The following is a 17,457-nucleotide window of genomic DNA, read 5'->3' as shown; positions in this document are numbered from 1 at the left end:
GTTGGGCGACTTCTCCCCGGATCCCTAGTTTGTCACCCCAGGGCAAGGGTGCCCACGACGGCGGCGAGCACCAGGCCCACGAGCAGCACGACGGCATACAGCAGAAGGCGTCCGCCCGGCCCGGAACGTGACCGTTCCTCCGGCCGGTCCCACCAGGGCACGGTGGGGAGCTCCTCATAGGCTTCGGGGGCCTCGCCGTGGGCCGCGTCGTGCTCGCCGTGGGTCACGCCGTGCGCATCGCAGGCCGCCGCACGGACCTCGCGGACCTCATGGGCCCGGGTCGCCCGGGCCTGATCGGCCCCCTCCGCCGCCGCCTCCGGCGCCGCGGCCGGCCTGGGCCAGACCTTGACGGCCATCTCCCAGCGCACGATGTGCCGTTCGACGTCCGCGCCGGTCAGGCCCGCGACCCGGCACAGGGCGGCGACCGCCTGCCGCGGCGGCGGCTGGCCCGCGTTGAGACAGCGCTGCCAGGACGACTTGCTGTACGCGGTGCGCGCACCGAGCGCGGCCAGGCTGAGGCCGGTCGTGTCCTTGAGGAGCCGCAACTGCTCCACGCAGTGCCGTACTTCCGGCGGCAGATCCTCCGGCAGCGGCTGCCAGGCGCCCATCCCACACCTCCCGGCATCCTCGCGTCGCCCCTTGCGGAGAGTGACGAGGACGGCGGGTGGATCGGTTCCCGCGCCGGGCGGGAGCGCCCCTGTGGCAGAGCGCGGACACCGTAGCGGAATGGTCACTTCCGTGCCACAGCGCACGGACAGCCGTTGAACAGGCCGTTCACCGTGCAGGAGTGTTGTTCCCGACGGCGGCCCGTCCTGACTCGGGGGAGAGGATGGGCCGCCGCCACCGTAGCCGTACGGATGTAGGGCCGCCGTCAGCAGTTCGTCAGCTGTTGCGGACCGTGAAGTGCAGCGCGTCGTCCAGGAACGGGATCTCCAGCAAGGGCTTCGGCTGGGCCATCAGCGCCAGCAGCACGATCGCGCAGCCCAGGATCCCGTAGGTGACGATGTCCGTGAAACGGGAGCGGACGGCGAGCATGCCGACGCGGGGCAGGAACCAGCGCAGCAGGGCGCCGCCCAGCAGCCCGGCGCCGATCAGCAGCAGCCCCACCCGGAACGCGTCGAGGGCCGTCACCAGCAGGCCGAGCCCGACCGTGACCAGCACGGCGAGCAGCGGCCACTGCCGCGCGGGAGCGGGGGCGTCGCCCGGTGCGGCACGACCGCCGCCCTCGGGCCGTGCCGTGTCCTTCGTCAGCAGGGGGAAGCGGCGCGTGCCCCGCCTCGGCCGGGCCCCGGCCTCCGGCGCACCGGCCGGGTCCCCGACCTGACCCGGCCCCTGGTCCCGGGCCGTGTCACGCGTCTCCCGAGAATCCTGCGTGTCCCGTGCGCTCCGTGGGGCGCCGCCCGCCTCAGCCGACACTGCGCTCCGCCGCCTCGACCACGTTGACCAGCAGTTGGGCGCGCGTCATCGGGCCGACGCCGCCGGGGTTCGGGGAGATCCAGCCGGCCACCTCGGCGACGTCGGGGTGAACGTCGCCCACGATCTTGCCCTCGGCGTTGCGAGAGACACCGACGTCGAGGACGGCCGCGCCCGGCTTCACGTCCTCGGCGCGGATCAGGTGGGCCGCGCCGGCCGCGGCGACGATGATGTCGGCCCGCTTGAGGTGGGCGGACAGGTCGCGGGTGCCGGTGTGGCACTGGGTGACCGTGGCGTTCTCGCTGCGCCGGGTGAGCAGCAGCGGCATCGGGCGGCCGATGGTCACCCCGCGGCCGACGACCACGACCTCGGCGCCCTTGATCTCCACGCCGTAGCGGCGCAGCAGCGTCAGCACCCCGTTGGGGGTGCAGGGCAGCGGGGCCGGCTCGTTGAGGACCAGGCGGCCCAGGTTCATCGGGTGCAGGCCGTCGGCGTCCTTGTCCGGGTCCATCAGTTCCAGGATGCGGTTCTCGTCGATGCCCTTGGGCAGGGGCAGTTGGACGATGTAGCCGGTGCAGGACGGGTCCTCGTTGAGCTCCCGTACGACCGCCTCGATCTCCTCCTGGGTCGCGGTGGCGGGCAGTTCGCGCTGGATGGAGGCGATGCCGACCTCGGCGCAGTCGCGGTGCTTGCCGGCGACGTACTTGCGGCTGCCGGGGTCGTCCCCGACCAAAATCGTGCCGAGGCCGGGCGTGACGCCCTTCTCCTTCAGCGCCGCCACGCGGGCGGTCAGATCGGACTTGATCGCGGCTGCGGTGGCCTTGCCATCGAGAATCTGGGCGGTCATGTCTCCATCCTCGCGGATGACCGGGCGGTGGTTCCAATCCGGGTGAGCATGTCGTGGTCGGCCGGGTGGCCGTCGCGCTGCCTCGCCGCTCCGGCTTCTTGATCGTGAGGTTGCGCTTGCACAACACCTGTGAAATCCGGCTGGACAAGTAAGCAACTGGTCAAGAACGATGATGAGCCATAGTGCCGCGGGCAGCTCATCGGGGGGACGGACCGCTTGCCGTAGAACTCTCCTCCGTGCGGTGCCACGCGTCGTCCCCGCACGTGATCCACGGAGGAAGTACCGCCATGAGCTACGGCGACCCGAACAACCCCTATGGCGCCCCGCAGCAGCCCGGCCAGGCGCCCGGCTACGGCTACCCGCAGGCCCCGCCCGTGCAGCAGCCGTACGGCGCCGGCGTACCGGAGACGATGCCGGGCAGCGTCAGCGCCGCCCGGGTGCTGATGTGGGTGATCGTCGGCCTCCAGGTGCTCGGCGCGGCCCTGTTCGCCGCCGGCGCGGCCTCGATCAACGCGGCGAAGGACGACGACAGCCTCAAGGACAGCGCCGCCTTCGAGCGTCTCGCCGACTACTCGACCGGCTGGCTGTGGGCGCTCGTGGTGTTCGCGGTGGTCTGGGGTGTACTCACGGCCGTCCTGGCCACGAAGTTCAAGACGGGCGGCAACGGAGTCCGCGTCACCATCATGGTGTTCGGGATCATCACCGCGGTCATCGCCCTGTATCCGTTCACCATCGCGGGCATCGTGCACCTGGTGCTCGCCATCCTGATCGCCTGCTTCGTCGGCGGCTCCAAGGGCAAGGCCTGGTTCAACCGGCCGCGCTACTGATGGCGACCGGTCGCTGCTCCTGATGCTGAGCACCTGTCCGAAGTGACACGCCGGACGGCGACGGCCGCGGGCCCCTCCTGGAAGAGGGGCCCGCGGCCGTCGCTCGTGTCGGACACCCGATCAGGTGCTCAGTGGAAGAAGTGCCGCGTACCGGTGAAGTACATCGTCACGCCCGCCTTCTTCGCGGCCTCCACGACCTGCTCGTCGCGGATCGAGCCGCCCGGCTGGACGATGGCCTTCACGCCCGCCGCGATGAGGATCTCCGGGCCGTCGGGGAACGGGAAGAACGCGTCGGAGGCGGCGTAGGAACCCCGCGCCCGCTCCTCGCCCGCCCGCTCGACGGCCAGCTTGCAGGAGTCGACCCGGTTGACCTGGCCCATACCGACGCCCACCGAGGCACCGTCCTTGGCGAGCAGGATCGCGTTGGACTTCACCGCACGGCATGCCTTCCAGGCGAAGGCCAGCTCGGCCAGTTCGTCCGCCGCCAGCGCCTGGCCGCTGGCCAGCGTCCAGTTGGCGGGGTCGTCGCCGTCGGCCTGGAGGCGGTCGGTGACCTGGAGCAGCGCGCCGCCATCGACGGCCTTGACCTCGACGGGGTTCGCCGGGGCCTCGGGAGCCCTGAGCACCCGGATGTTCTTCTTCTTGGTGAGGGCCTCCAGGGCCCCCTCCTCGTAGTCGGGCGCGACGATGACCTCGGTGAAGATGTCGGCGACCTGCTCGGCCATCTCCTTGCTGACCGGGCGGTTCACGGCGATCACACCGCCGTAGGCCGACACCGGGTCGCAGGCGTGCGCCTTGCGGTGCGCCTCGGCGACGTCCGCGCCGACGGCGATGCCGCACGGGTTGGCGTGCTTGATGATCGCCACGCAGGGCTCGTCGTGGTCGTAGGCGGCACGGCGGGCGGCGTCGGTGTCCGTGTAGTTGTTGTAGGACATCTCCTTGCCGTGCAGCTGCTCGGCCTGCGCCAGGCCCGCGCCGCTGCCGTCCACGTACAGCGCGGCGGGCTGGTGCGGGTTCTCGCCGTAGCGCAGGGTGTGCGCGCGCTGCCAGGTGGCGCCCAGGAAGTCCGGGAAGGACGAGTCGTCGGCGGGCGCGTAGGAGGAGGCGAACCAGGTCGCGACGGCGACGTCGTAGGCGGCCGTGTGCTGGAAGGCCTCGGCGGCCAGCCGCTTGCGCGTGGCGAGGTCGAAGCCGCCGGAGGAGACGGCGGCCAGGACGTCGCCGTAGCGGGCGGGGCTGGTGACGACCGCCACCGACGGGTGGTTCTTGGCGGCGGCGCGGACCATCGACGGGCCGCCGATGTCGATCTGCTCCACGCACTCGTCGGGCGAGGCGCCGGAGGCGACCGTCTCACGGAACGGGTAGAGGTTCACGACGACCAGGTCGAACGGCTCGACGCCCAGCTCGGCCAGCTGTCGCCGGTGGTCCTCCAGGCGCAGGTCGGCGAGGATGCCGGCGTGCACCTTGGGGTGCAGGGTCTTGACCCGCCCGTCCAGGCACTCGGGGAAGCCGGTCAGCTCCTCGACCTTGGTGACGGGCACGCCCGCCGCGGCGATCTTCGCTGCGGTGGAGCCGGTGGAGACGAGGTCGACGCCGGCCTCGTGCAGCCCGCGCGCGAGCTCCTCCAGACCGGTCTTGTCGTAGACGCTGACGAGCGCGCGCCGGATGGGCCGCTTGTTGCTCTCGGCGGTCACTGGATAACTACCTTTCGTCCCTCGATGCGATAGCCGTTGCGGGCGATCCGCCCCACGACCTCGACGAGCAGCCTTCGCTCGACTTCCTTGATGCGCTCGTGCAGCGCGTTCTCGTCGTCCTCGTCCCGGACCTCGACCACGCCCTGGGCGATGATCGGACCGGTGTCGACGCCGTCGTCGACGAAGTGGACGGTGCAACCGGTGACCTTGGCGCCGTACGCCAGCGCGTCCCGCACGCCGTGGGCCCCGGGGAAGCTGGGCAGCAGGGCGGGATGCGTGTTGACGAACCGCCCGCCGAACCGCGCGAGGAACTCCTTCCCCACGATCTTCATGAACCCGGCGGAGACGACGAGGTCGGGCTCGTGGGCGGCGACGGCCTCGGCGAGCGCCGCGTCCCACTCCTCGCGCGTGCCGTAGTCCTTGACCTTCCGCACGAAGGTCGGCACCCCGGCGCGCTCGGCGCGCGCGAGCCCCTCGATGCCGTCGCGGTCGGCACCCACGGCGACGATCTCGGCACCGTAGGCCTCGGCTCCCCTCTCGTCGATCGCGTCGAGGAGCGCCTGCAGATTGGTGCCGGATCCGGAGACCAGCACGACGAGGCGCTTGGCCACGGGCTTGGCGGCCACGGTGGGGCCCTTTCTCGAAGGAGCTGTTTGTACGGTCGTACGAATGCTTCGGGCCCCCGGATACGGGGAAGCCTACGAACCGGCCGACCGTCAGCAACGATACCGGCACTCCGGGCGGCCCCCGTGGGACGGGGGCGTGGCCGGAAGGTAGCGTCTGCGGGGAGGGGGTTCGGGAACGCGACGGCGGCATGGTGCGTTCACCAGGACAGAGCCCATGCCGGCTCGCACGCCGGACCAGCCGAACTCACGCGTACGTCGTACGTCACACAGTCACAAGGGGAAGACGCTCACTTGATGCCGGACCGCAGTCTGCGACTCCTCACGCTCCCCCCGCAGCCCAGGCAGGGAGGGGAGCGCGGCGCCGTGCTGCTGCGGGAGCAGCCCGCCTCGCCGCCGGACGCGCCCTCGGGCGGGAACAACGGCGACGGCCGGGGCGGCCCGGCCCAGGACGGCAACCCCTTCGCACCGCCGCCCGAGGGCGCACCCGACCGCCCGTGGCAGCCCCGGCGCCCTTCGGGGTCCGACTCGGGCGGGCATCCCTCCGGCCGGGGGCAGGGCTCCGGCGAGGGAGGCGGCTCCGGTGAAGGCGGCGGACACGCCCCCTGGGGCAGCCAGTGGAGCGACCGCCAGCCCGGCCGCTCCCCCGACGGCGGCTTCGGCGAGCGCCCCCCGCGTCCCGGCGGCCCCGAGGGGCCGGGCGGCGGACGCGGTCCCGGCACGCGCTGGGACCCCACGGACCCCGCCCAGCGCCGCGCGCGCTACGCCTTGCTGAGCGGCATGTGGGCCTTCTTCTTCGTCCTGTTCGGCTGGCCGTACGTGGCCCTGCTGCTCGGTGCGCTGGCCCTGTACTGGGGCATCAGCTCGCTGCGCACCAAGCCGCGCAGGCCCGACCCGGACGCGGCCCCGGTGACCGAGGGCCGCCCCCAGACGACGGCGGCGATCAGCGGCCTGGTCACCGCGTCCCTGGCCCTCGCTCTGGTCGCCACGGGCTTCGCCGCGCAGTTCGTCTACCGCGACTACTACACGTGCATGAACGACTCCCTCACCAACCAGGCCAAGCAGTCCTGCGACCAGCATCTGCCGCGGCAGCTGCGGGGGGTCCTGGGAGTGGACGGCTGAGCCGAGCGGCGGCTCCCGCTCCGCCCGCGGCGCTCTCAGCCGGGGGTGGGCGGTTCCGTCTCGGCCGGAGGCTCTGCCGACGGCTTCGCCGGCGTGCCGAGATCGGGGCCGGGATCCGGCTCCGGCTCCAGGTCGGCCGGTTCCTCGGGTGCGGGTGGTCCCCCGGGAGCGGCCGACCCGCCGGACCCGGTGTCTGCTCCGGTGGCGGACCGGTCCGCGGGTGACGCCGGTTCCTCGGGGGTGTCCGGCTCCGCCGGCTCCGCTCCCGTGGCCGTCGCCGCCTGTCTGAGGGCCTCCCAGCGGGTCCGGCGGGCGGCTTCGTCGTCCTGCCAGGCGGCCGGGCCGGATTCCGGCGGGTCGAGGGGCAGTACCTCGTACGGTTCCAGGGCGGGGTCGAAGCCCTGGGCCGGGCGTGTGCCGGTGTCCGACGGCCGGGTCACCGTGGCTCCGCCGTCCCGCGGCCGGCCGATCCTCCCCTCGGTCACGTCCGGTGCGGGCACCCGGCCGCCGCCCCAGTAGCGCCAGGCCCGTACCACCAGCGCCGTCGGCACGGCCGCCGTCGCCGTCCACAGCAGCGCGGCCCCGGCGACCTGCCATCCCACCGGCCCGAACCGGGAGAGCTGGGAGTTTCCGAGCGGGCCGCCCGCCAGCTCCGCGAACACCCCGAGCCCGATCGCGCACAGCAGGCAGCCCAGGACCGCTCCGGCGACGGTCCGCCGCCAGGACCACGCCCGCTTCGCACCGGTCACGTTCCCGTCGGTGTCCCGTCCGTCACGTACCGCGCTGCCCGCGACGAACCAGCCGATGGTCAGCCCGGCCACCACCGGTACGGCGGTCGCCACCCAGTTCAGGGAGGTGCCGGGCCCCGCGTCCGGTACCGCGGCGAGCAGCGGGAAGGGCGGCATCGGTCCCGGGTCGGAGGAGAAGGGGGCGACGACATGGCCGGCGCCGAGCAGGAAGCCGGGCCCCAGGGCGTACGCCACCGCCCACAGGACCGCGTTCGGCAGCAGCGCCAGACACAGCAGCAGCACCGCGAACCGTCCCGACCAGCCCTCGGTCAACCGCAGGAACGCGCCCTGCGCCGCCCCGGAATGCCCCACCAGCGACACCCCGAGGACGAGCGCGCCGCCCCCGGCGAACACCACCGCCCCGGCCCCCGCCGCCCGTGCCGAGGCGCCCAGTCGCGCCCGCGGCCCCGGTCCGAACAGCAGCCGCCGAACGCCGGGCGGCAGCGGGCCCAGAACCCGTTCCACGGGCGCGCGCGGACAGCCGTACGCCGTCCAGACGCCGCTGCCCGCCGCCACCGCGGCGACCAGCGGCACCCACAGGACCGTCCACACCCAGGAGGGACGCAGCGCGCCGCCCGCCGCGTACACGGCGGCGCCGCCGGCGACGCCGAGGTAGCCGAGGACGACGCCGGTCCAGGCGGTGCGCGGGGGGACGAGCGGGCCGCCGTCGCCGCCGTCGGTCGCGTCCCGCGCCGCGCGGTGCACCAGCAGCGCGGGCAGGGCGGAGAACAGCAGCGGGGTGACTCCCAGGGGCACGGGCGCACCGGTGAGCGTGTCGGCGCGGACCAGTTCGGCTCCGTGCGCCAGCAGCCACAGCGCGGCGGCGACGTGCAGCGCGCTGCTCGGCCCGCTGTCGGGGTCCGGGGAGCTGATCCACAGCGCGATGACGAGCACGGCGAACGAACCGAGCCCGAGACCCGCCGCGACGACACCGCCCACGAAGCCGGCGCCGAGTCCGGGTGAGCGGTCCCGTACGCGGGTGCGCAGGTGCGGCAGGGGCGGACGTCGACGGGTCGTCTGGATCACACCTGCCATGCTCCCAACGTCACACGCATTCCCGGCGTAACAGGCAAACTTCCGAAGTGTCGCTCAATATATGTTCATGTGCTTATTCATACGGAGGGACGCACCATGACGGTCGGTCACGCGGACCGGACGCTGACGCCCGCTCAGGCTTTCGACTCGCTCCACGCCTTCTGCGCCCCGGCGCTCATACGCCAGGCCTACCTGCTCACCGGCCACCGCGCCCGGGCACGTGCCGCCGTGGAGCGCGCCTTCCGACTCGCCTGGCAGCGCTGGCCCGAAGTGGCCCACGACCGGAACCCGGCCGGCTGGGTGCGAGCGACGACGTACGAGTGCGCCCTCTCGCCCTGGCACCGCCTCATACCCCGCTGGCGCCGTGCCGATCCGCCGCCCGATCCCGCCGATCGCGCGCTCCAGCGGGCGCTGCTGCGGCTTCCGCCCTCGTACCGCCGCACACTGGTGCTCTACGACGGCGTCGGCCTCGACCTGCCGGAGACGGCAGCGGAGACGGAGGCCAGCACCCCGGCGACGGCGAACCGGCTGCTGCACGCCCGGCAGGCCGTCGCCGCGCACCTGCCCGAACTGGCCGACCCCGCGGAACTGCACCGGCGTCTGATCCGACTGGCCTCGGCCGCACACCTCACCACCGGCGGACCGCCGCCCTCGTCCCCCTCGTCGCCGGCCTGGACCGCCTCGGCCGCCACTCGTCCGACCGCCGGGCCGCCCGTGGACTCCCCGGTGGCCCTGCGGACCGCCGGGGAGCGCACCACCCGCCTGTGGACCCGGTCCGCCATCGCACTCACCGTCACCGTCGTCGGCGCCACGGCCCTCACGCTGCGGACGGCCCCCACCCACCACCTGGCGCCGGTGTCCCCCCGCCGCCCGGTCCAGGGCCTGCCCGCGCGGGGCATGCCCGGTCCCGTGGCGCAGCACGAGCTGAAGCCGAGCACCATGCTGCGGAAGGAGACGGCGGGAGGGCCGGCGCGGCTGGAACCGGAGGCGCGGTAGCGGGAGCGCGAGGGCGGGGACCCCGGCCGGACATGGCGGTGGGCCCGCCCCCTTCTCAGGGACGGGCCCACCGGTGCCGCGTGAGGAGACCTGAGCCCGCTCAGCCGGCGAGGATCTCGCGGGCGAGCTTGGCCGTCTCGGTCGGGGTCTTGCCGACCTTGACGCCGGCGGCCTCGAGGGCCTCCTTCTTCGCCTGGGCGGTGCCGGAGGAGCCGGAGACGATGGCGCCGGCGTGGCCCATGGTCTTGCCCTCGGGCGCGGTGAAGCCCGCGACGTAGCCGACGACCGGCTTGGTCACGTTCTCCTTGATGAAGGCCGCGGCCCGCTCCTCGGCGTCGCCGCCGATCTCGCCGATCATGACGATCAGGTCGGTGTCGGGGTCGGCCTGGAAGGCGGCGAGGGCGTCGATGTGGGTGGTGCCGATGATCGGGTCACCGCCGATGCCGACGGCCGTGGAGAAGCCGATGTCACGCAGCTCGTACATCATCTGGTACGTCAGCGTGCCGGACTTCGACACCAGGCCGATGCGGCCGGGCTTGGTGATGTCGCCCGGGATGATGCCGACGTTGGACTGGCCCGGGGTGATGATGCCGGGGCAGTTCGGGCCGATGATGCGGGTCTTGTTGCCCTTCTTGCCGGCGTACGCCCAGAAGGCGGCCGTGTCGTGCACGGCGATGCCCTCGGTGATCACGACGGCCAGCGGGATCTCGGCGTCGATGGCCTCGACGACCGCGTCCTTGGTGAACTTCTCCGGCACGAAGATGACGGAGACGTCGGCGCCGGTCTTCTCGATGGCCTCTTTGACCGTACCGAAGACGGGTACCTCGGTGCCGTCGAAGTCCACGGTCTGACCCGCCTTGCGCGGGTTCACGCCGCCCACGACGTTGGTGCCGTCGCCGAGCATGAGCTTGGTGTGCTTCATGCCGGTGGCGCCGGTCATGCCCTGGACGATGACCTTGCTGTCCTTGTTGAGCCAGATAGCCATGGTGTCTTGGTGTCCTCGTCCTCGGTGCTTACTTGGCGGCGGCCAGCTCGGCGGCCTTGTCGGCCGCGCCGTCCATGGTGTCGACGCGCTGGACCAGCGGGTGGTTGGCGTCGGTGAGGATCTTCCGGCCCAGCTCGGCGTTGTTGCCGTCGAGGCGGACGACGAGCGGCTTGGTGACCTGCTCGCCGCGACCCTCCAGGAGCTTCAGAGCCTGCACGATGCCGTTGGCGACCTCGTCGCAGGCGGTGATGCCGCCGAAGACGTTGACGAAGACGGACTTGACGTCCGGGTCACCGAGGATGATCTCCAGGCCGTTCGCCATGACCTGGGCGGAGGCGCCACCGCCGATGTCCAGGAAGTTGGCGGGCTTGACGCCGCCGTGGTTCTCACCGGCGTACGCGACGACGTCCAGGGTCGACATGACCAGACCCGCGCCGTTGCCGATGATGCCGACCTCGCCGTCGAGCTTGACGTAGTTGAGGCCCTTCTCCTTGGCGGCCGCCTCGAGCGGGTTGGCGGCGGCCTTGTCGTGGAGCTCCTCGAAGTCGGGGTGACGGAACTCGGCGTTGTCGTCGAGGGACACCTTGCCGTCGAGGGCGATGACCTCACCGGAGGCGACCTTGGCGAGCGGGTTCACCTCGACCAGGAGGGCGTCCTCCTTGATGAAGGTGTCCCACAGCGTGACCAGGACGTTCACGACCTTGTCGGCGACCTCGGCCGGGAACTTGGCGGCCTCGACGATCTCGCGGGCCTTGGCCTCGTCCACCCCGTCGATGGCGTCGATCGCGATCTTGGCGACGGCCTCGGGACGGGTGGCGGCCACCTCCTCGATCTCCATGCCGCCCTCGACGGAGGCGATGGAGAGGAAGGTGCGGTTGGCACGGTCGAGGAGGAAGGAGACGTAGTACTCCTCGACGATCTCGGGAGCCGTCTCGGCGATCATGACCTTGTGGACCGTGTGGCCCTTGATGTCCATGCCGAGGATGTCCGTCGCACGGGCAACGGCCTCGTCCGGGGTGGCGGCGAGCTTCACGCCACCGGCCTTGCCTCGACCACCGACCTTCACCTGGGCCTTGACGACCGACTTGCCGCCCAGCCGCTCGGTGATCTCGCGCGCCGCCTCAGGCGTGTCGATGACTTCACCGGCCAGCACCGGTACACCGTGCTTGGCGAAGAGGTCCCTCGCCTGGTACTCGAACAGGTCCACGCGCTTCCGTCCCTATCAGTGATCTCGCGGTTCGTTGGATGCGTGGGCGTGCCGCGAAGGGCAACGTGACGTCCGCTCTGTGTCACAAGGGAGGCGCACACGGTGTCCGAGCGCGCGGCATGTCCATCTCGCAGGTTATCTCCGCTCGCGGACGCGCCCTAAATCAGGGGTCACACGTGAGCGGTGATACCTGTCACATGATGCCGCGCTCCCTGGCACCGCGTGCCGCATGTGCGGGACCTCACCAGGCTGGGGTTGACCTGGTGAGGTCCCTTGATCAGCCCCGAGGGGCTCAGGGCGGATGATCCCCACCCCAATGGGGACCAGCGGCCCTTCCGCGGAGTTCCGAGGGGCTGCCGGACCGGCCGACGGTTTTCGGCCGTCCGGGTCCACCGGGTCCGCGGAGTCGAGGGGGTGCGGACGGGAGCCGGGTCCCGTCCCGCGCCTGCCCGCCCGGGGTCCTCCGGGCAGGGCTGTCGGCAGGGCTGCCGGGAAGGGTCCACGGGAAGGGCTGACGGAGCGACAGGGCCCGCCCGGACGCCCGGATCCGCCTAGTGCTGTGGCCGGAAAGGTTTGCCGGAAAGCTCGCGGCGTCCGGTGCGGTACGTCGCAAGGCGGAGCATCATCCGTGTACTGGATGTACTCGGGTGATGCGACAACGCGGCGAGGTGCCGTGCCGGGCGTCGCGAGCCGGTGAGCCTTTCCGGTCACAGCACTAGCCGGGGTAGACGGGGACGTCCTCGCGCACGTCCCGGGTTCCGGCCGCCGCGAGCGGGGTGACGGTGCCATGTGTCCGGGGAAGCGGGGCCCGGCCGCCGGAGGTGACGGCGTGCAGGTCACCGTGGACCGGTTCACCGGAGTCGGCCGTCGAACGGGTGCCCACGACCCCGTCCGGGTCTCCGCCGGGCACCTGCCCGGTGGCGGCGTGCGGGGCCGCGGAAGGATCGTGCGCGGCGGGTGAGGTGCCGTGCGTCGCCGCCTGTCCGGAGAGCGGGTCGACGGTGCGCGGAGGGCGTGTGCGGTGTGCCGGCCGGGGTCCGAAGGCGATCGCCGCGGTCGGCCCGGCGACGCGTTCGGCCGTGCGGCCGGGTCCATCGGCGTGGTGTCCGTCGCCGCGGTGCCCGGCAGGGCCCGCGACGGCCGCATCCGACGGCTGCTGGGGAAGGGACGGGGACCCGGACGCGGAGGTCGTGGGGGCAACGGGCTCGGGCGGCGTGACCGGTGCGGGCAGGGTGACCGGCGAGGACAGCGTGATGCGCACGGGAGGGGTGACCGGCGAGGGCAGAGAGACCTTGGGGAGTGGCAGCACGCTTCCCGCGTACGCGATCCCGGACAGGGGGGCATCGAGCCTGTCGGGCAGGACGGACAGGTCCGGGAGGCCCTTGAGATCCGGGCGATCCGGGAGTTGTCGGAGGGGCGGAAGGGCCGAGGGGTGTGAGGGTTTCCGCGAGGGCTCTGAGAGGTCCGGCGCCGGCGGAGCGCTCGGCACGGGCCGTGTCGGCAACGCGGGCAGGGACACCGCCGCAGGAACCCTCACCTTCGGCATCGCCGTCGCCGTCACCGGCGATCCCGCCGTGCCGACCGCCGGGCGGGCGACGCGGGCCCGCGCCGGGAGGGACGACACGCGCTCCCGGCCGTGATCGGGGCGGCCCGTGGCCGGCTCGCGTCCGGAGACCGCGTTCAGGACCGCGGTGGGCGAGGGCACCACCGCCCCGCCCTCAGCGGCCTGCGCCCGTTCCCCGCAGAGGAATCCCAGGGCGAACAACGCGCCCACCAGCAGGACCAGGTGCAGCGCACGCCGCCCGGCCGCCGTGCGCATCACGCGCAGGACGGAAGCGGACAGGGGGGCTGCTGGCACGGTCAAGAGGGGACGGTTCCTTCCCGGGCGGGCGACGCACCGCCGAACGAGGCATCGATCCTCGCACGGGACTCCAGCGGTCGCGCAAGCCCGGTGTTACCGATGGGTAGGCATGTCCGATTTGCCCTCCGAACGCGACCGACAGGCCGTCAGCGCGCCGACCGTTCTCCCGGGTTGAGGTCCTCCCCGTCCTCATGCGGTGTCGGGTATCGGCAGCGGGCGCTTCTCGATCGCCGCCGCCATCACCTCGGGGAACAGGTCGGGGGTGCACGCGAACGCCGGTGCGCCGAGTGCCCCGAGCGCTGCCGCGTGCTCCCGGTCGTAGGCGGGCGCGCCCTCGTCGGAGAGCGCGAGCAGCGTCACGAACTGCACACCCGACGCCTTCATCGCCGCGACCCGTTTCAGCATCTCGTCGCGTATGCCTCCCTCGTACAGGTCGCTGATCAGCACGACCACCGTCTCCGCCGGCCGGGTGATCTGCGACTGGCAGTACGCCAGCGCCCGGTTGATGTCCGTGCCGCCGCCGAGCTGGGTGCCGAAGAGCACGTCGACCGGGTCGTCGAGCTGGTCGGTGAGGTCGACGACCGCCGTGTCGAACACGACCAGCCGTGTGCTCAGAGACCGCATGGACGCCAGCACCGCCCCGAACACGGACGCGAACACGACGGACGCCGCCATGGACCCGGACTGGTCGATGCAGAGGATCACCTCCTTCTTCACGGACCGCGACGCCCGCCCGTAGCCGATGAGCCGCTCGGGCACGACCGTCCGGTACTCGGGCAGGTAGTGCTTGAGGTTGGCCGCGATCGTGCGGTGCCAGTCGATGTCGTGGTGGCGGGGCCGGTGGACGCGCGCACTGCGGTCGAGGGCGCCGGTGAGGGTGGCCCGGGTGCGGGTGGCGAGCCGCTTCTCGAGGTCCTCGACGACCCTCCGCACCACCGCGCGGGCCGTCTCCTTCGTGGTCTCCGGCATCGCCTTGTTGAGCGAGAGCAGGGTGCCGACGAGGTGCACGTCCGCCTCCACCGCCTCCAGCATCTCCGGCTCCAGCAGCAGCGTGGCCAGGCCCAGCCGGTCGATGGCGTCCCGCTGCATGACCTGCACGACGGACGACGGGAAGTAGTTGCGTATGTCCCCCAGCCAGCGCGCCACCGAGGGCGCCGACGCCCCCAGTCCCGCCGAACGGTCCCGTGCCGTCCGGCCCTGCTGCGGCCTGTCGCCCTTGCCGTAGAGCGCGGCGAGCGCTCCGTCCATCGCCGCGTCCCTGCCGGACAGCGCGCACCCGGTGCCGTCGGCCGCGTCGCCGCCGAGCACCAGCCGCCAGCGCCGCAACCGCTCCTGCGCAGGGTCCGCCGCCCCCAGGTCGTGACCCTCCGCCGTCGTCATCGCGCCACCCCCGCGAGCTCCTCGCCGACGGAGTCCCGCACCGTCGCGTCCGCCGCCTGTACGTCCTGTACGTCGCGTCCGTCATCCATGTCCTGTCCGATGTCCGCGCCCAGCAGCAGCCCCAGCACCGGGAGCACGGCGTCCGCCCGCTCCCGGTCGAGGTCGGCGGCGAAGCCGGGCACACCGGCCGCCGTGGCCCCGGTCGTCCCGCCGCCGCGTCCCGGACCCCGCCGGACCAGCTCGCCGAGCGCTCTGCGCACTCCCGGCTCGTACGCGGAGAAGGTGCGCCGCAGCAACGGCAGCACATCGGTGAACGCCGCCGCCGGCACCCCGGTCAGCCAGGCGTCGACCAGTGCGAGCAGCCGCTCGTCGTGCACGAGCAACATGCCGCCTCCGCCGCCGACGAAGCCCTCGATCCAGGCGGCGGCGTCCGGCGGTGGCGTGCCCGGTGACAGCGCGAGCCCCATGAGCCGTGCCGCCTGCTCCTGCTCCAGCTCCCCGTCGTCGAGCAGGAGCCGCACCGCGCGTCCCCGGAGGACGCCGGGCACGGTGTCGCGCCCGGACAGCACCCGCAGCACACCGTGCCAGCGGCCACGCAGGTCCGCGTGGCCGGCCGGGAGGGTGTCACCCAGCAGAGCCACGGCCGTGTGCACCGCGTCCACATGGCCCCGCATCTCCTCGGCCCCGTCCGCGTCCAGGGCCGAGCAGGCCGGCGGAAGGCCGACGAACACCCGTTCGGCAAGGCCGGCGGCGACTTCGGCCAGCGCCCCGGTGTGCGTGCCGCGCACGTCGCCGTAGCGCAGGGAGCGCACCAGGGCCGGGAGCGCCTGGGCGAGGTGTCCGACGTCCGCGTCCAGCGCCGCACGCTCGGCGAGCACCCGCATCACGACGGGCAGTGCGTCGCCGAGTCCGGCGAGCAGGCAGCGCTCGGCGAGGGCGGTCACCTCCGCGAGGGCCCGCGCGCCGACGGCGTCCGCCTCGGCCTTGGCGGTCGCCGCGGAGAGCACGGTGGTCCCCCACACCCCGGCCTCGGCGACCCGCAGCGACAGCTCCGGCTCCCAGCGCAACCGCCAGGTCTCCCGGAACGTGCCCGTGCTGCCACGTGACGCGGTCGGCTCGCCCCAGCCGACGCCCAGCAGCCCCAGCCGGTGCAGCAGCCTGCTCCGCCCGGCGTCGGTCTCCTTGCGCAGGTCGAGCTCCACCTGCCGCTCCAACGCCTCGGGCTTGAGCCGCAGGCGCCGCTGGAGGCCGGTGAGGTCGCGCTGCAAGGGGACCGCCGGCGCCGCCTCGGGCACCTCGCCCAGCACGTCCCCGACCACGAGCCGATCGTGCACCAGTGCCAACGGCACGTCGGAGCCGTCGCACATGACCGCCCGGACGGCGTCGGTCGTCTCGCTCAGCCCGGGCAGCGGACGGCCGCGCATCGCGGCCAGGGTCTCGGCGAGCCGCACCGCCTCGATGACGTGCGCGGAGGACACGATCCGGTCCTCCTCGCGGAGCAGCCCGGCCACCTTGGTCAGCCAGCGTTCGACGGGCCGGTCCGGCGCGGCGAACAGGTGGGCGTACCAGCCCGGCGCGTCGACGCCCGCTCCGTAGCCGCTGAAGCGCGACAGCCGGCGGTGCGTCCACGGCACCCAGGTCATGTCGGCCTTGACCCTGGGCAGTCCCTTCAGCAGCGCCCGGTCGGCGGCGACGGCGGCCTTGCGCCGCAGCGCGGGCACGTGCCACGCCCCGCACACCACGGCCACCCCGTCGCCGTGCTCCCGCCGCGCGGCCCGCACCTGGAGCCGCATATGGGCCTCCCGCACGAGGTCCCGGTCTCCACCGCCCCCGCTCCCGTACGTCTCCCGGAGTGTCTCCATCGCCTCCTCGAGCGCCGCGAACGGAGCGAACGGGTCGCCCTGACCCGGGCCGCGGTGCTCCACGACGTCCTCCCACCAGCGCTCGGGATCGTCGTAGCCGGCGGCCTCGGCGAGCACGGCCAGCGGGTCGACGCGCACGTCGGCCTCCGGCCGTCCGGTTCCCTCCGCCCCGGCTCCCCCAGCTCCGGCCCCGTCCGACCCCGCTCCCCCGGCTACGGCCGGGTGCTCCGCGGTCCCCTCCACCGCGGAGCCCCGGCCGTCCCCGGAGGTCCCGGCCCTCCCTGCATCCGGGTCGGGGCCGGCGTCGTCCCTCCCCCACGCCAGCGTGTGTGTGGCCGGGAGGTCGATGAAGCGGGCCGGAACGCCGTGTTCCAGCGCCCAGCGCAGGGCGACCCACTCCGGGGAGAACCCGGCCAGCGGCCAGAACGCGGACCGGCCCGGTTCGTCCACGGCATGGGCGAGCAGGGCGACCGGAGGCCGCATGCCCTCCTCGGCGGCGAGCGGGATCAGCGCGTCCGCCTCCGGCGGGCCCTCGATCAGCACCGCACTCGGCCGCGCGGCCTCCAGCGCGGCCCGCACCGCCCGCGCGGATCCGGGCCCGTGGTGCCGCACTCCCAGCAGCAGCGGCCGCACGGCCGCACGGCGGCCCGACACCCCGTCAACCCCTGTCACACCGTCCCCCTCGTCCGTGCCCTCCTCCTCGCTCCAGCCGTCCGCCCCGTCGGCACCTGCCGTACGGCCCGCGCCGTCCGCCTCGCCCGCCCGTCCAGCTGGGCTCGTCGTGGGAGCGGCCTTGCGCGGCGCCTTCCGTCGGCCG

The 17,457-nt window shown here is 73.3% G+C and carries 14 protein-coding genes; 3 read left to right on the top strand and 11 right to left on the bottom strand.

Annotated elements, in window-relative coordinates:
• Window positions 1-32 precede the first annotated feature (32 nt).
• The 3 genes from ACWDUZ_RS02225 to ACWDUZ_RS02215 form a co-directional block, all read right to left on the bottom strand.
• A complete protein-coding gene (locus ACWDUZ_RS02225; RefSeq protein ID WP_451629857.1) occupies window positions 33-608 on the bottom strand; it encodes a helix-turn-helix domain-containing protein in 576 nt (191 codons plus the stop codon).
• Between the two features lie 274 nt (window positions 609-882).
• Window positions 883-1,416 (bottom strand): DUF3017 domain-containing protein, encoded by a 534-nt coding sequence (locus ACWDUZ_RS02220; protein ID WP_451629856.1) that lies wholly within the window; start codon window positions 1,414-1,416, stop codon window positions 883-885.
• Window positions 1,406-2,260 carry a bifunctional methylenetetrahydrofolate dehydrogenase/methenyltetrahydrofolate cyclohydrolase gene (locus ACWDUZ_RS02215; protein ID WP_451629855.1) on the bottom strand — a complete coding sequence of 285 codons (855 nt, stop codon included), beginning with the start codon at window positions 2,258-2,260 and terminating at the stop codon, window positions 1,406-1,408. Before ACWDUZ_RS02215 ends, ACWDUZ_RS02220 begins: the two co-directional genes overlap by 11 nt.
• A gap of 287 nt (window positions 2,261-2,547) precedes the next feature.
• Here ACWDUZ_RS02215 and ACWDUZ_RS02210 point away from each other — a divergent pair, with 287 nt between their 5' ends.
• Window positions 2,548-3,087 carry a hypothetical protein gene (locus ACWDUZ_RS02210; RefSeq protein WP_451629854.1) on the top strand — a complete coding sequence of 180 codons (540 nt, stop codon included), beginning with the start codon at window positions 2,548-2,550 and terminating at the stop codon, window positions 3,085-3,087.
• A 128-nt stretch (window positions 3,088-3,215) separates the two neighbouring features.
• Here the strand turns inward: ACWDUZ_RS02210 and purH are convergent, their stop codons facing one another.
• Both purH and purN read right to left on the bottom strand, forming a co-directional pair.
• Window positions 3,216-4,781 (bottom strand): bifunctional phosphoribosylaminoimidazolecarboxamide formyltransferase/IMP cyclohydrolase, encoded by a 1,566-nt coding sequence (gene purH / locus ACWDUZ_RS02205; protein WP_451629853.1) that lies wholly within the window; start codon window positions 4,779-4,781, stop codon window positions 3,216-3,218.
• Window positions 4,778-5,407 carry a phosphoribosylglycinamide formyltransferase gene (gene purN, locus ACWDUZ_RS02200; RefSeq protein WP_451629852.1) on the bottom strand — a complete coding sequence of 210 codons (630 nt, stop codon included), beginning with the start codon at window positions 5,405-5,407 and terminating at the stop codon, window positions 4,778-4,780. The genes purH and purN overlap by 4 nt, the downstream gene beginning before the upstream one ends.
• Window positions 5,408-5,701: 294 nt before the next feature.
• Here purN and ACWDUZ_RS02195 point away from each other — a divergent pair, with 294 nt between their 5' ends.
• Window positions 5,702-6,526, top strand: a complete 825-nt coding sequence (locus ACWDUZ_RS02195; RefSeq protein ID WP_451629851.1) for a hypothetical protein — start codon at window positions 5,702-5,704, stop codon at window positions 6,524-6,526.
• Between the two features lie 35 nt (window positions 6,527-6,561).
• Here ACWDUZ_RS02195 and ACWDUZ_RS02190 read toward each other — a convergent pair whose 3' ends face one another.
• Window positions 6,562-8,349: a cell division protein PerM gene (locus ACWDUZ_RS02190; RefSeq protein ID WP_451629850.1), complete on the bottom strand. Its 1,788-nt coding sequence runs from the start codon at window positions 8,347-8,349 to the stop codon at window positions 6,562-6,564.
• A gap of 96 nt (window positions 8,350-8,445) precedes the next feature.
• Between ACWDUZ_RS02190 and ACWDUZ_RS02185 the strand changes: the two genes are divergently transcribed.
• Entirely contained in the window at window positions 8,446-9,345 is a 900-nt protein-coding gene (locus ACWDUZ_RS02185) for an RNA polymerase sigma factor (protein ID WP_451629849.1), read from the top strand.
• A 100-nt stretch (window positions 9,346-9,445) separates the two neighbouring features.
• Here the strand turns inward: ACWDUZ_RS02185 and sucD are convergent, their stop codons facing one another.
• The 5 genes from sucD to ACWDUZ_RS02160 form a co-directional block, all read right to left on the bottom strand.
• On the bottom strand, window positions 9,446-10,330 hold the full coding sequence (sucD, locus tag ACWDUZ_RS02180; protein WP_009190236.1) for a succinate--CoA ligase subunit alpha: 885 nt from the start codon (window positions 10,328-10,330) through the stop codon (window positions 9,446-9,448).
• Between the two features lie 28 nt (window positions 10,331-10,358).
• Entirely contained in the window at window positions 10,359-11,537 is a 1,179-nt protein-coding gene (gene sucC / locus ACWDUZ_RS02175) for an ADP-forming succinate--CoA ligase subunit beta (protein WP_451629848.1), read from the bottom strand.
• 715 nt (window positions 11,538-12,252) lie between these two features.
• Window positions 12,253-13,395, bottom strand: a complete 1,143-nt coding sequence (locus ACWDUZ_RS02170; RefSeq protein WP_451629847.1) for a hypothetical protein — start codon at window positions 13,393-13,395, stop codon at window positions 12,253-12,255.
• A gap of 192 nt (window positions 13,396-13,587) precedes the next feature.
• Entirely contained in the window at window positions 13,588-14,778 is a 1,191-nt protein-coding gene (locus ACWDUZ_RS02165) for a VWA domain-containing protein (protein WP_451629846.1), read from the bottom strand.
• The gene (locus tag ACWDUZ_RS02160) at window positions 14,775-17,312 is read right to left on the bottom strand and encodes a DUF5682 family protein (protein WP_451629845.1); all 2,538 of its coding nucleotides are present in this window, start codon (window positions 17,310-17,312) and stop codon (window positions 14,775-14,777) included. The genes ACWDUZ_RS02165 and ACWDUZ_RS02160 overlap by 4 nt, the downstream gene beginning before the upstream one ends.
• Window positions 17,313-17,457 lie beyond the last annotated feature (145 nt).

The organism is Streptomyces sp. NPDC003393, assembly GCF_053589015.1.
This window is presented reverse-complemented; position numbering and strand designations above follow the sequence as displayed.

Coding starts and splice junctions, on each gene's coding strand:
- ACWDUZ_RS02195 (WP_451629851.1), top strand. CDS start 5,702: ATGCCGGACCGCAGTCTGCGACTCCTCACGCTCCCCCCGCAGCCCAGG.
- ACWDUZ_RS02215 (WP_451629855.1), bottom strand. CDS start 2,260: ATGACCGCCCAGATTCTCGATGGCAAGGCCACCGCAGCCGCGATCAAG.
- ACWDUZ_RS02190 (WP_451629850.1), bottom strand. CDS start 8,349: ATGGCAGGTGTGATCCAGACGACCCGTCGACGTCCGCCCCTGCCGCAC.
- ACWDUZ_RS02165 (WP_451629846.1), bottom strand. CDS start 14,778: ATGACGACGGCGGAGGGTCACGACCTGGGGGCGGCGGACCCTGCGCAG.
- ACWDUZ_RS02185 (WP_451629849.1), top strand. CDS start 8,446: ATGACGGTCGGTCACGCGGACCGGACGCTGACGCCCGCTCAGGCTTTC.
- ACWDUZ_RS02225 (WP_451629857.1), bottom strand. CDS start 608: ATGGGCGCCTGGCAGCCGCTGCCGGAGGATCTGCCGCCGGAAGTACGG.
- sucD (WP_009190236.1), bottom strand. CDS start 10,330: ATGGCTATCTGGCTCAACAAGGACAGCAAGGTCATCGTCCAGGGCATG.
- ACWDUZ_RS02210 (WP_451629854.1), top strand. CDS start 2,548: ATGAGCTACGGCGACCCGAACAACCCCTATGGCGCCCCGCAGCAGCCC.